This window comes from Halovivax sp., from assembly GCA_007119345.1.
Taxonomy (GTDB): domain Archaea; phylum Halobacteriota; class Halobacteria; order Halobacteriales; family Natrialbaceae; genus Halovivax.
Window position 1 is genome coordinate 1 of sequence record SKPV01000150.1, and the last position, 12800, is coordinate 12800.

A 12800-nucleotide genomic window follows, 5' to 3' on the forward strand; every position below is an offset into this window, starting at 1 on the left:
CTCGCCGAGTGCCGGTCGCTGGTGTGCTCGCCGAGTGCCGGTCGCTGGTGTGCTCGCCGAGGGTCGCGTCAGCCGTTCACTCGATCCACGGCGGCGACGAGGTCCTCCAGCGCCCGCTCGACGGTCGCCGCGCGAACTGCGGCCCGGTCGCCCTCGAACTCGTAGCGCGCCGCGCTCGCGAACGAGGACTCGCTCCCCCACGGGCCGGCGTAGGCGACGCCGACGTAGACGGTCCCGACGGGCGTCTCGTCCGTGCCGCCGGTCGGCCCGGCCACGCCGGTGGCGGAGACGCCCCAGGTGACGTCGCAGACGTCGCGGACCCCCTGGGCCATCCGGACCGCGACCGGTTCGGAGACCGCGCCGTGCTCGTCGAGCGCCTCCCGACTGACCCCGAGGTGGCGGCGTTTGGCGTCGTACGCGTAGGTCGTCAGTCCCGCCTCGAAGTAATCGGTCGCGCCGGGGATCGCCGTCAGCGCGGCCCCTATCAGTCCGCCGGTGCACGACTCGGCGACGGCGACCGTTTCGTCCCGGTCCCGGAGCGCGTCCGCCACGCGCATCGGCAGCTCGCGATCGATCTCGTCGTTCATAGTATTAGACGGCGTCCCGGTCCGTGTAGGTCCACCGATTGGCGATCAGCCCCTCGTCGTCGAACTCGTGGTGGTCGGCGAAGCCGAACGAGACGGGGTCGCCGTCGAGCCGTCCCGAGAACCGTCCGCGGACGGCCGCCCGACGGCCGTCGACGAGCACGCGGTCGACCTCGTGGGAACCGTCTTCCAGGGGGCGATCCCGCTCGTAGAACTCGCGGAGCGCGTCGATCCCCTCGATGGCGTCCCGACCGGGGCGTTCGTACGTGACGTCCTCGGCGAACAGCGAGAGCAGCCCGTCGACGTCGTCGGCGTCGACGCGATCGTAGTAGGTTTCGAGGATCCCACTCGGGTCGAAGTCTGACTGGGGCATACGTCGGGCCACGTCGGTGGCGCGCTTGAACGTTCGCCCCGGAACCCGGCCGCCGTCGCGTTCTCCGGTGACGAAAGAACCACGGCCACGCCCGTCATGTTCCCGCGCATGGAGTACGAGACGCCGCTGTTCTTTCGCGTGATGGCGTACGCGGCGGACGCCGACCGAGACGTGATCGACATGGTCAGCGGGAACCCGGACTGGGAGCCGCCGGCGACGCTGCGCGAGGGGTTACGCGAGTACGCCGACTTCGACGCGGACCGCTTCCAGTATCCGCCGAGCGAGGGACTGGTCGAACTGCGCGAGGAGATCGCGGCCCGGCGCGGCGTCGACGTCGAACAGGTGGTCGTCACCAACGGCACGGGCGAGGCGAACTACCTGGCGATGGCCCGGGCGATGGAGCGCGACGCGGGGTCGGAGATCGTGCTCACGGATCCGGTGTACCCGTACTACCCGGGGAAGACGACGATCCTCGGCGGCGAGCAGCGGTTCGTCGCGGCCGCGTCCGACGGCCGCCTCGACCCCGCGGACGTCCGCGAAGCGGCGAGCGAGGAGACGGCGGCCATCGTGGCCAACTCTCCCAACAACCCCACGGGCGCCGTCTACCCGGCGGAGACCGTGCGCGAACTCGTCGCGATCGCCGAGGAGAACGACGCGATCCTCGTCTCGGACGAGGTGTACGACCACTACGACCTCTCCGGACGCTTCGCGAGCGCGCTCGCGGTCGACTCGGCCCACCGGATCGTGACGAGCGGCTTCTCGAAGTCGCTCGCGATCACCGGCTTTCGCGTGGGCTACGCGATCTTCCCGCCGGACCTGGTGGCGAACGCGAAGAGCCGCCACATGCTCGTCAACGTCGCGGGCAGTCGGCCGGCCCAGTACGCCGTCCTCCGGGCGCTCCGGGAGACGGGGCCCGACTACTACGAGGCCAACCGCGAGCTCCTCCGGGACCGCGTGGACGCCTTCACGAACGCGCTCGACGCTGCCGGCGCGGACTACACCCGGCCCGAGGGCGCGTTCTACGTGATGGCGCGGTTCGAGGGCTACCCCGGGACGCTCGAGAACGTCGAACGGCTGATCGACGAGGCCGGCGTCGCGGGCATGCCGGGCGAGGCGTTCGGCGCCTCCCGCGAGGAGTGGCTCCGCTTCGCGCTCGTCACGCCGCGCGTCGAGGAGGCGGCCGACAGGCTCGCGGCGTACTTCGAATGATCGGAGGGACGAATCGCTTCGGTGGAGAACACCGATCGCTTCGGTCGAGTCGTCGGGAACCCGCTCACTCGAGCCGGCCGGTCCACTCGCAGGCCGTGCAGGCGAACAGCCCGGCACCGTTGACCGTCCGGTCGCCGCAGGCCGGGCAGGAGAGCTCGCCGGGGGCTCCCGTCGGTCCGTCGCCGTTCGGCTGGAGGACGCCGGACGGGCCGGGTCGCGGGAGCGACCGGCCGTCGCGGTCGGCGTAGGGGAACGGTTCGTGCGGGGCGGGCGATTCGCGTCGGACTGGGGGTTCGAGCGTCGGGGTCATAGATGGGGTCTGCGTCGCCGTCGACGTCGTCGTGTCGTCCCGAGCACACTCTCGCACATAACCGTTGCCCACATACCATTCAGGTGTATCCCATGGCCTCTAGGGAATCGATGTGAATATTAGGTCCTCGGGTCCCGTGTGAACGTCCGGCGGTCCCGTCCGCCGCCTCTCCGGACCGACGAATACACGTGAGTCGGCCGGCAACGCTCCGCCATGAGCGGACTCGACGTCGAACCGGTCGAAGCGGACGACGCGGACGGCAACGAGATCGAGGTCACGCCGACCGAGTCGGTCGACGATGGCGTCGAGCGGATCGACGTCGAGGTCGACCCGTCGGCGGAGCCGATCGGGGGTCCGGAGTACGTCCTCTACGGCGGGAAGGGCGGCGTCGGCAAGACGACGATGGCGGCGGCGACCGCCCTCGACAGCGCCCGGGACGGCGTGCGGACGCTCGTCGTCTCGACCGACCCCGCCCACTCGCTGTCGGACGCGTTCGAGATCGACGTCCCGTCGCGCCCGGAGCGCCTCCGCGAGGACGTCCCGCTGTACGGCGTCGAGATCGATCCGGAGGCGGCGATGGCCGCCGGCGACACTCCCTTCGGCGGCGACGGGCCGTTCGGCGCCGAAGACGGGCCGTTCGGCGCGGACGCCGAGAACGCGGCCGGCCCCGGGTCGGCGAACGCCGCCGGTCACGGCTCGGGAACCGATCCCGCCGGAGGCGCGGCCGGCGACGACGGCGCGGACCCGTTCGCCGGCGGCGGGCCGTTCGGTGACGAGGGGCCCCTCGGCGGCCTCGCCGACGCGATGGGCGGCGAGAACCCGATGGAGGCGCTCTTCGGCGGCGCGATGCCGGGGGCCGACGAGGCGGCGGCGGTCCAGCTGCTGCTCGAGTACCTCGACGACGACCGCTTCGACCGCGTCGTCGTCGACACCGCGCCCACCGGCCACACCCTGCGCCTGCTCGAACTGCCCGAGGTGATGGACACGATGGTCGGCCGGATGCTGACGTTCCGCGAGCGCATCGGGAGTATGATCGACGGCCTCAAGGGAATGTTCGGCGGGGGCGAGGAGGTCCCGGGAGGCGGATTCGACGTCGACGACCTGCGCGACCTCGCGGACCGCATCGAGCGTCTGCGGGACGCCCTCCGGGACCCCGACCGAACCGACTTCCGGATCGTGATGGTCCCCGAAGAGATGAGCGTCCTCGAGTCGACGCGGCTGCGCGAGCAGCTCCGGTCGGTGGGGATCCCCGTGGGGACGGTCGTCGTCAACCGGGTGATGGAGCCGCTGGCCGACGTCACCGACGACGTCGAGGGCGACTTCCTCAGCCCCGACCTCGAGGAGTGCGAGTTCTGTCAGCGTCGGTGGGGCGTCCAGCAGACCGCCCTTTCGGAGGCCCAGGACCTCTTTCGCGGGACCGACGTCCGCCGGGTGCCGCTGTTCGCCGACGAGGTCCGCGGCGAGGCGATGCTCTCGGTCGTGGCGGCCTGCCTCCGGCGGTGAGGTCGGCGCGAGGGTCCGCCCGAACCGGGCGGTCGGGGGCTCGAGCCGGGCGTTCGAAGACTCGAACCGGACGGTCGGCTCGCCCGTGCGAATCGACGACCGATCGAACGGAGTTATTTTACGGTTCGGCGACAGGGTTCGGCGTATGACCGATCACGTTCCGCGGAAAGACTCCGTGGGAACGATGGGGGACGCGTTCGACTGGCTGCGTCGGAACCCGGTCCTCGTCGCGTTGTTCTTCCTCGTCGGCGTCGTCGACGCCGTCGGACAGGAGGCGTGGCCGTTCGCCATCGTCGGCGCGCTGTTGATGCTCTACTTCGGGGGGATCGCCCACCTCGTCGCCCGAGACGAACTGCGGGGCGCGGAGCCGGACCTGGGCGCCGCGTCCGTTCGGGTCCTCGGCCGGATGCTGTCGCTCGTCGCCATCTTGGTCGTCTACGCGATCTCGGTGGTGGTCGGCCTGCTGCTGTTGATCCTGCCCGGGATCTACCTGGCCCTGCGGCTGTCGCTCGCGTTCCCCGCGTGCGTCATCGACGACCGGGGTGCGGTCGAGAGCCTATCGACGAGCTGGGAGGTGGCGAAGGGGAACCTGCTGAAACTCCTCGGCATCACGCTCATCGCGTTCTTCGTCATCTTGGTAGCCGCCATCTTCGCCGTCCCGTTCGCCGGCGCGGGTGCCCCGTTCCTCCTCGCGTACGTCCTCCTCGTGGCCGTGATCAGCGCGGCGCTCCAGCCGATCGTCGAGATGGCCTACGCCCGCGTCTACCTGGAGAACCGCGACGACGGCGCCTCCGATGTCGCCGGCGCGACGCGACACGAGGAACCCGACGACCGCCGGCGCGAGGAGTGGGGGACTGGGGACGACGCGAACTGGTAGCCCGGGACGACCCGCCATCGGGGATCACGACGACCCGTCGTCAGGAATTACGATCACTCACCGTCAGGAATTACGACGACCCGTCGTCGGGGATCACGACCACCCGCAGGTCGTTCACGTTCGTCCCCGTGTATCCCGTCCGGAGCGCCGCGTCGCGTTCGTCGAGGAACGTCCCCGCGTCGTTGTGCGCGAGCGCCTCGCGTGCCGCGCCGGAATCGTCGGCGACCGTCTCCGCGTCGACGATCGCGCCGGCGACGTCCGTCGGCCCGTCGATCCCGTCGGTGTCGACGCTCGCGAGCGTCGCTTCGGTACCGCTTTCGGCCAGTTCGATCGCGGCGGCGAGCGCCAGCTCCTGGTTCGGCCCGCCGGTACCGTCGCCGCGGACCGTCACCGTGACCTCGCCCCCGGAGAGGAGGACCGCAGGGGCCTCGACGGGCTCACCGCGGGCGGCCACCTCCGCGGCGACGGCCGCGTGGAACCGTCCCGCCGCTCGCGCTTCGCCGCGGACGCGACTCGACAGGACCGCGGGCTCGTAGCCCGCTTCGACGGCGACCTCGCGGGCCGCGTCGATCGCCGTCCGCCCGCTCGCCAGGCAGCGCCAGCTGGCGCGATCGAAGACGGGATCGTCGGACGACGGCGTCTCCTCGCGCTCGCCGGCGGCGCCCGTCCGAAGGTGCTCGCGGACGGCGGTCGGGACCTCGTCGGCGATCTCGTAGCGCGCCAGCACGTCGAGCGCGTCCCCGTACGTCGTCGTATCAGGGACGGTCGGCCCGCTCCCGATCACCGCCGGGTCGTCGCCCACGACGTCGCTGATCGCGAGCGCGAGGACGGTGGCGGGCGCGGCGCGTCGGGCCAGTCGCCCGCCCTTGATCGCCGAGCAGTGCTTGCGAACGGCGTTGAGCTCGTCGATCGACGCGCCGCTCGCGAGGAGCGCGTCGGTCGTCGTGGCCAGGCTCTCGACCGTGAGGTCGTCCGCGGGCGCGGACAGGAGCGCGCTCGCACCGCCGGTGATCGCGGCGAGGACGAGCGTCTCCGAGTCGGCGGCATCGACGACGTCGAGGAGGTCCCGCGTCGCCGCGACGTTCCGCCCCGCGGGGGTCGGGTGGTCGCCCGGGCGGACGGTGACGGCGCCGTCCGCGACGGTCCGTTCACCGTCGACGCCGGTCCCGACGAGGACGCCGTCGGCGAGCCGATCGCCGAGGACGTCGGCGAGCGCCCCCGCCATCCCGCCTGCGGCTTTACCGCCGCCGACGAGGACGACCCGGTCGAACGCTTCGAGGTCGTATTCCGCGTCGCGCACCCGGAGGCGATCGCCGTCGATCGCCACGGACTCCTCGATCACCCGTGCGGGCCTCGCGGCCTCGATCCCCGTCTCCAGGCACTCGAGTGCGAGCTCGCGGACGGGCGTGGTCGCGCGACGATCCGTGCGAGCGAACATGCGGGAAGACGAGTCTCCGGGCGAGCGCGTCGTCAGACGAGCTTGCGCAGGATGGCGTAGGCGGCGTCGCGCAGGCGATCGGGCAGGAACCGGGCGTACGAGCCGTACTGGGCGACGGCGCCGACCGGGTAGCGCGCCGGCGGTTCCGAGCAGGTCGCCGCGTGGACGATCGCCTCGGCGACGTCCTCGGGCTCGAGCGCCAGCGGGCCGCCGCCGCCGATCAGCTGGGCCTCCTCGTAGAGTTCGTAGAGCGGCTCGTAGGCGGGCGTTCGCTCGGGGGGGACCTCCTCGTCGACGCGCTCGACGAACTCGGTCTCGACGGGACCGGGCTCGACCAGCACCACGTCGATCCCGAACTCCTCGACCTCGGCGCGCAGCGCGTCGCTCATCGCCTCGAGGGCGTGCTTCGAGCCGGCGTAGGCGCCCGCGCCGGCGAACGAGATGCGCCCGATGACGCTGGAGACGTTGACGATCCGGCCCGACTCCTGGGCGCGCATGTGCGGGAGCGCGGCCCGGGTGAGCCGGTGGGGCCCGTAGACGTTGACGTCGAACTGGCGGTGCAACTCGGCGGTCGAGACGTCCTCCAGGGGCCCCATCTGGGCGTAGCCGGCGTTGTTCACGACGCAGTCGATCGCGCCGGCGGCCTCGACCGTCTCCTCGACGACGGCGGTGACCTCCGCCGGCTTCGTGACGTCCAGCGCGACCGTCTCACAGCCCGCCTCGGCGAGCTCGGCCACGTCGTCGGGGTTCCGGGCGGTGGCCACGACGCGCCAGTCCTCGGCGAGGAACGCTCGGGCGGTCGCGCGGCCGATCCCGGACGAGCAGCCGGTGATCAGGGCACACCGCTTGCGGGTGTAGCGGTCGTCGGTCGTGGCGCCCGTACGCTCGTCGGCTCGCGACCCCGTCGCCGTCGGGCCCTCGCCCGCGGCGTCGGCGTCCGCAGCGGTCGTCATACCCGACACGTTCACGCGACGATACGTAAGTCCCGCCGATTCTTCGCGGCTCGTACGACGATCCCCGGAACCCGGTCGCGACGCCTCGCTCCACGTGCTCGGCCGAACCGACGCCCGCCGCCGTCACTCCGCACGCTCGGCGGCGCCGACCTCGGCTGCCAGCAATCCGGGCGCTCGGCCGAGCCGACGCTCGCCGGCGTCACTCCACGTGCTCGGTCTTCGCCTCGTCGGCGTACGCGTCGGCGAGCCGGACGGGTTCCGGGAGCTTGTAGCCGGCCGAGAGCGCGAGGACCGCGTTCGCCGCGGTGTCGGGCCCGACGCGGTGGCCCGGACTCACGTACAGCGGGTTGACGTGGCGGTTCGGCGAGTCGTACTGCTTCGTCTGGACGGCGTAGCCCAGCAGCGTCCCCTCGGGCGCGTCGACGCGCTCGTTCGCCACGATCGCCACTCGCTCGCCCGCCGCGAGTCCGTCGGTCTCGTCGACCGCCCGCCCGCAGAGCAGGCTCTTGGCCACGCCGACGCTCGGCCGATCCAGCACCACGCCCACGTGGGTCGCGATCCCGGCCTGCCGGAAGTGGATGCGACCGCTGCCGTCGAAGAGGTAGAAGTCCGGCTCGACCGACAGCTCCTCGACGGCGTCCAGGATCGCGTCCCCCTCGCGAAAGGACAGGAGTCCGGGGATGTACGGTATTTCGAGGGGCGTCACGGCGTGGACGCGCTCGATCACCTCCCACTCGTCGCCGGCGGCGCGCATCGCCACCACGGCGCTGACGGCGCGCTCTTCCTCCGGGAGAAACGACTGGTCGACTCCGGCGACGATCGGCGCGGCCCGATCGCTCGCCGTCTCGGCGAGCGGGTCGCTCAGGTGGGCCGGGTCGATCGACAGGTCGTCCTCGAAGACGGCCGCCGCGGCGATCTCGCGCTGGAGTTCCTCCATCTCAGCGCGCGTGAGGGCGGAATCTGGCGCGAGATCGGGCCGGGGTGAAGCCATCGATCGGGGTTCGGGGTCGAGGCAAATCAGTGGGGCGCTTTCGACCGGGCCGCGGTCGCCTTCGGGTCGGCGATCCGCTCCGAAATCGGGCGCGATCGTCCGGTCAGAACGGGCCGCGACCGCCGGGACCGCCGGGACCGCCCGGCCCGCCGAGTTGGAGCTGGTTCGGCGCCCGAATGCTCCGCGTGCGCTTGACGTACTCGCCGACGGCAAATCCGATCAGCAGGCCGACGAGGTGGGCGGCGTGGGCGATGCCGCCGGCGCCGGCCGCCCCGCCGCCGACCAGCAGGAGGCTGATCCCGGCGAAGCCGAGCGTGAGTATCCACAGCGGCATCGGGATGAAGAACATGAAGTAGACTTTGAGGTTCGGGTTCAGGATCGTGAGCACGCCCATGATCGCGAGCGCGGCGCCGCTCGCGCCGAGGACCGCCGACGGCTCGCCGGCGGCGGTCGCGACGCCGATCTGGCCGAAGCCGGCGAGCACGCCGCTGACGACGAACAGGATGGCGAAGTCCCGAGAGCCGAGGTACCGCTCGACCATCGGGCCGAAGAAGAATATCACGATGCTGTTGAACACGATGTGGAAGATGCCGCCGGGGTCGTGGGCGAAGATGGAGGTCACCCACGTCCAGACGTACTCGACGTTCCAGGAGGTCAGCACGAACAGCCGGTTGTGGAGGGCCTGGCCGCCGACGGCGAGGGCGATCCACTGGAGGAGGAGGGTGAGCCACATCAGCGCGAGGACCGCGTACGTCACGTTCCCCCGGAAGTACGCGAGCGGGCCGCCCGGGCCCGTGTCGATGGGGAGCTTCGCCAGCAGACTCTCGCGCTTCGAACCGCTCGCGTCGGCGGTGTCGTCGAAGCCGCTGTCGAACACGCCGCTCGGATCGTTCCAGCTGTGGAGCCCGGAGCAGCCGTGGTTCTCGGGGAGCCGGTGCTCCGAGCAGTGGGTGCCCCCGCAGTGCCGACAGTTGTACGGCATGCTTACCGCCTTCCCACACACGTCGCACGTCGCCATTGCGCAGGGGTATGGGGTGGATCGCTATGGGGTTTGGGGTTTTTCGCGTCCGGCCGCTCGTCCGCGGTCGACGATCGTTTTTTGCATCACGAACCCGGAGTGTCGAGTGTGAAACCGTACGAGCGAACCCAGTTGCTCGAACGCGTCGACCGCGAGGGGGCCACCGTCGGCGCGGACATCCCGGACCGGATCGAGGTCCAGGGCGAGGAGATCGACCTCCGCGAGTTCGTCTTCGAGATCAAGCGCCGGGAGACGGTTCCGTCCGGCGAGCGCGAGCGCGTCGAGCGGGCGAAGAAGAACCTCCGGCGCGAGCGCCTCCAGCGGGTCCAGCGGATCGAGGAGGGAGAACTCACCTTCGAGGAGGGCGAGGAACTCGCCCGCAGCGTCGTCGGCATCGACCGGGCGCTCAACGCCCTCGAGAGCCTCGGCCCGACGGACCTCGAGCGCGAACAGCGGGCCCGGGAGCTGGCGGACAAGAAGCGGTGGATGTCGTTCCTCAAGCAGGCGCTCGGCCGGGACGACGGCGCCGCGACGCGGGGTGGTCGATGACGCGTCGCTCTCGCCCGCCGGTGCGGCGAGATCCCGGCCGCCCGGGGCGCGCGACGGAGGTGGGCCGATGACGACCAACGCCGAGCTCGCCGCCCGCTTCGAGGAGTTCGCGGACCTTCTGGAGGCCGACGACGTCGAGTACAAGCCCCGCGCCTACCGCCGGGCGGCCGAGAACGTCCGAGCGCACCCGATCCCCATCGCGGACCAGGTGCGGGCGGGTAACGAGGCCGCGATCGAGGAGATCGAGGGCGTCGGCGACGCCATCGGGTCGAAGATCGTCGAGTACGTCGAGACCGGCGAGATCGAAGAGCTCGAGGCGCTTCGCGAGGAGCTGCCGGTCGACATGGCCGACCTCACCCGCGTCGAGGGCGTCGGCCCGAAGACCGTCGGGACGCTCTACCGCGAGCTCGGCGTCTCGACGCTCGACGAGCTCGAGGCGGCCGCGGAGGCCGGCGAAATCCGGGAGGTGAAGGGATTCGGGCCCAAGACCGAGGAGAACATCCTCGACAACGTCGAGTTCGCGCGGACGGTGGGCCAGCGCCAGCTGCTGGGCGAGGCCCGCCCGCTCGCGGACGACGTGCTCGCCTACCTCGGGAGCGTCGACGCCGTCGACCGCGTGGAGGTGGCGGGCTCGATCCGCCGGTGGCGCGAGACGATCGGCGACGTGGACGTGCTCGCCGCGACCGAGGACGCGGAGGCGGTCGTCGACGCCCTCCGCTCGTGGAGCTCCGTCGACGACGAGATCGAGTCGGGTCCGGCGAAGGCGAGCGTCCGCGTCGGCGAGGTGCGCGTCGACCTCCGGGTCGTCGTCCCCGAGGAGTTCGGCTCCGCGCTGCAGTACTTCACCGGGAGCCGGGACCACAACGTCCGGTTGCGAAACTACGCGATCGAGCGCGGGATGAAGCTCAACGAGTACGGCGCCTTCGACCTCGGCGATCTCGAGACCGAGGCGGACGCCGACGAGGCGGCGTCGGGGACCGACCACGTCGCCGGCGGCCAGCGCGCGGGCGAGCGCGTCGCCGGCGAGACCGAGGAGGGGATGTACGAGGCGCTCGGACTCTCCTGGATCCCGCCGGAGCTGCGCGAGGACCGCGGCGAGATCGCGGCCGCCGAGGCGGACGAGCTCCCCGACCTCGTGGCGATCGAGGATATCCGGGGCGACCTCCACACCCACACCGAGTGGTCCGACGGCAACAACACGATCGACGAGATGGTCGCGGCGGCCGAAGACCGCGGCTACGACTACTACTGCATCGCCGATCACGCAGAAGGGCCGGGTGTGGTCGCAGATATGGGCCTGTCGGACACCGAGATCCTGGAGCAGGTGGAGGCGATCCGGGAGGTTGACGCCGCCGCCGATATCGAGGTCCTGGCCGGGATCGAGGCCAACATCGACGCCGACGGCGAGATCGGCCTCTCCGATGAGGCGATCGAGGCGCTCGACCTGATCGTCGCCTCGCCCCACAGCGCCCTCTCCCAAGGGCCCGAGGAGGCAACGGAGCGTCTGATCCGCGCGATCGAGAACCCGGCGGTCGATATCGCCGGTCACCCGAGCGGGCGCCTCCTGAACGAGCGCGAGGGGCTGGCGATCGACGCCGCCGCCCTCGGCGAGGCCGCCGCGGCGAGCGATACCGCCCTGGAAGTCAACGGCAATCCGCGCCGGCTCGACCTCTGGGGTAGCGCCGTCCAGGCGGCGATCGACGAGGGCGCGACGATCGCCATCAACACCGACGCACACCGCCCGGCGACCCTCGAGTTCGTCCGCTGGGGCGTCCACACCGCCCGACGTGGCTGGGCCGAGCCGGGGGACGTGCTCAACGCGTGGGCCTTCGAGGACGTGCGGGCGTTCCTGCACTGACGACGGAACCGACTCCCGTTCGATCGAATCCGGGGACCGAGTCGCGAAAACCGAAACCTCGCTCGTCGAAATCCATGCGCCTGCTCGTCGACGTCATGTGCGGCCGCCTTGTCCCCTACCTGCGGATGTGCGGCCACGACGCCGCGTACGCCGGCGACCGCGGACTCGAAGCGGACGACGTGCTGCTCGACGTTGCAGCGGACGAAAACCGCACGGTCGTCACGCGGGACGTCGAACTCGCCGATCGCGCGACGGACGCGATTCTGCTCGAGTCGCGGGACCTGGAGTCCCAACTCGCGGCGCTCGTCGACGCGGGGATCGAACTGCGCCTCGCCGACGAGCCGCGGTTCTGCGGCCGCTGCAACGGCCGACTGGAGTCGGTGGACGAGGCGGCGTCGACGCCCGCGTACGCTCCGGATCCGGCCGACGAATCCGTCCGGCGCTGTCGCGACTGCGGCCAGCACTTCTGGCGCGGTAGCCACTGGGACCGGGTACGCCGAACGCTCGCGTCGATCCGCGCGCGCGAGTAGCAGGCTGCTGGGTCCGTCGATCCGCGAACCCCTGCTGGGACCGTCGGCGCGAGAGCTGCACAGCTACCGGGCCGGTCGACCAGCGGTGACGGGAAACCGATCGAGTTGGGGGGCGCTATCCGTCAGTCGCTGTCGTCGCTGTCGTCTTCGTCGTGGTCGTCCATCCGGTCCGCGAGGTCCTTCGGGTCGAGCTCCTCTTTGACGAGCTTCTCGAGGAAGCCAACGTTGATCCGGAACTTCATCGCCTGCTTGTCGCCGTCGTAGAGCTTGATCACGAGCCAGTCGATCTTGCTCATCACGTGCTCGATGTCCTTGACGGACTTCTGGAGCCCCTTGCCGACGTCTTCGACGGCCTCGCGCTTCTTGTGGTCTTTCAACTCGAGCGTGACGACGAGTTTTCCACCGTCTTTCTTCACGTCGCGGATGCCGACACGGTCGGTGTACTTCTCAAGCTCGTCCAGATCCACGAGGTCGTGGATGTCGTCACCGTCGTCGTACCCGTCGTCGTCGCCGTTATCGTCGTCTCCGTCGTCGCCGCCGGCGCCGGTTCGTTCCTCCGGCTCGCCGTCGTCGCCGTCGTCATCGTCGCCGCCCATACAGCCCGCCA

Annotated in this window: 14 protein-coding genes; 6 read left to right on the forward strand and 8 right to left on the reverse strand. The window is 71.1% G+C overall.

What is annotated here, in order from left to right; genetic code table 11:
* Window positions 1-68: 68 nt before the first annotated feature.
* Entirely contained in the window at window positions 69-587 is a 519-nt protein-coding gene (locus QZT59_RS10315) for a CinA family protein (protein ID WP_290815416.1), read from the reverse strand.
* A gap of 4 nt (window positions 588-591) precedes the next feature.
* Window positions 592-957: a nuclear transport factor 2 family protein gene (locus QZT59_RS10320; protein ID WP_290815418.1), complete on the reverse strand. Its 366-nt coding sequence runs from the start codon at window positions 955-957 to the stop codon at window positions 592-594.
* 108 nt (window positions 958-1065) lie between these two features.
* On the opposite strand from QZT59_RS10320, the gene QZT59_RS10325 reads away from it, so the two are divergent.
* Window positions 1066-2166 carry a pyridoxal phosphate-dependent aminotransferase gene (locus tag QZT59_RS10325; RefSeq protein WP_290815421.1) on the forward strand — a complete coding sequence of 367 codons (1101 nt, stop codon included), beginning with the start codon at window positions 1066-1068 and terminating at the stop codon, window positions 2164-2166.
* Window positions 2167-2230: 64 nt separating this feature from the next.
* On the opposite strand, the gene QZT59_RS10330 is transcribed toward QZT59_RS10325, so the two are convergent.
* Window positions 2231-2476, reverse strand: a complete 246-nt coding sequence (locus QZT59_RS10330) for a hypothetical protein (protein ID WP_290815424.1) — start codon at window positions 2474-2476, stop codon at window positions 2231-2233.
* 213 nt (window positions 2477-2689) lie between these two features.
* Between QZT59_RS10330 and QZT59_RS10335 the strand changes: the two genes are divergently transcribed.
* The gene (locus QZT59_RS10335) at window positions 2690-3979 is read left to right on the forward strand and encodes an ArsA family ATPase (protein ID WP_290815426.1); all 1290 of its coding nucleotides are present in this window, start codon (window positions 2690-2692) and stop codon (window positions 3977-3979) included.
* Between the two features lie 145 nt (window positions 3980-4124).
* On the forward strand, window positions 4125-4856 hold the full coding sequence (locus QZT59_RS10340) for a glycerophosphoryl diester phosphodiesterase membrane domain-containing protein (protein ID WP_290815429.1): 732 nt from the start codon (window positions 4125-4127) through the stop codon (window positions 4854-4856).
* Between the two features lie 70 nt (window positions 4857-4926).
* Here the strand turns inward: QZT59_RS10340 and QZT59_RS10345 are convergent, their stop codons facing one another.
* From QZT59_RS10345 to QZT59_RS10360, 4 genes are all read right to left on the reverse strand, one after another.
* On the reverse strand, window positions 4927-6294 hold the full coding sequence (locus QZT59_RS10345; RefSeq protein ID WP_290815432.1) for a glycerate kinase: 1368 nt from the start codon (window positions 6292-6294) through the stop codon (window positions 4927-4929).
* 32 nt (window positions 6295-6326) lie between these two features.
* On the reverse strand, window positions 6327-7247 hold the full coding sequence (locus QZT59_RS10350; RefSeq protein WP_290815435.1) for an SDR family oxidoreductase: 921 nt from the start codon (window positions 7245-7247) through the stop codon (window positions 6327-6329).
* A gap of 199 nt (window positions 7248-7446) precedes the next feature.
* The gene (locus QZT59_RS10355) at window positions 7447-8238 is read right to left on the reverse strand and encodes an endonuclease V (protein WP_290815438.1); all 792 of its coding nucleotides are present in this window, start codon (window positions 8236-8238) and stop codon (window positions 7447-7449) included.
* A 103-nt stretch (window positions 8239-8341) separates the two neighbouring features.
* Window positions 8342-9256 (reverse strand): rhomboid family intramembrane serine protease, encoded by a 915-nt coding sequence (locus tag QZT59_RS10360; protein ID WP_290815441.1) that lies wholly within the window; start codon window positions 9254-9256, stop codon window positions 8342-8344.
* Window positions 9257-9364: 108 nt separating this feature from the next.
* Between QZT59_RS10360 and QZT59_RS10365 the strand changes: the two genes are divergently transcribed.
* The 3 genes from QZT59_RS10365 (at window position 9365) to QZT59_RS10375 (ending at window position 12193) form a co-directional block, all read left to right on the forward strand.
* The gene (locus tag QZT59_RS10365; RefSeq protein ID WP_290815445.1) at window positions 9365-9805 is read left to right on the forward strand and encodes a DUF5788 family protein; all 441 of its coding nucleotides are present in this window, start codon (window positions 9365-9367) and stop codon (window positions 9803-9805) included.
* Between the two features lie 67 nt (window positions 9806-9872).
* The gene (locus QZT59_RS10370; RefSeq protein ID WP_290815447.1) at window positions 9873-11663 is read left to right on the forward strand and encodes a PHP domain-containing protein; all 1791 of its coding nucleotides are present in this window, start codon (window positions 9873-9875) and stop codon (window positions 11661-11663) included.
* A gap of 74 nt (window positions 11664-11737) precedes the next feature.
* Window positions 11738-12193, forward strand: a complete 456-nt coding sequence (locus QZT59_RS10375; RefSeq protein ID WP_290815450.1) for a DUF5615 family PIN-like protein — start codon at window positions 11738-11740, stop codon at window positions 12191-12193.
* Between the two features lie 122 nt (window positions 12194-12315).
* Here the strand turns inward: QZT59_RS10375 and QZT59_RS10380 are convergent.
* The coding region (locus QZT59_RS10380; protein WP_290815453.1) for a hypothetical protein at window positions 12316-12800 on the reverse strand (485 nt) is incomplete at its 5' end.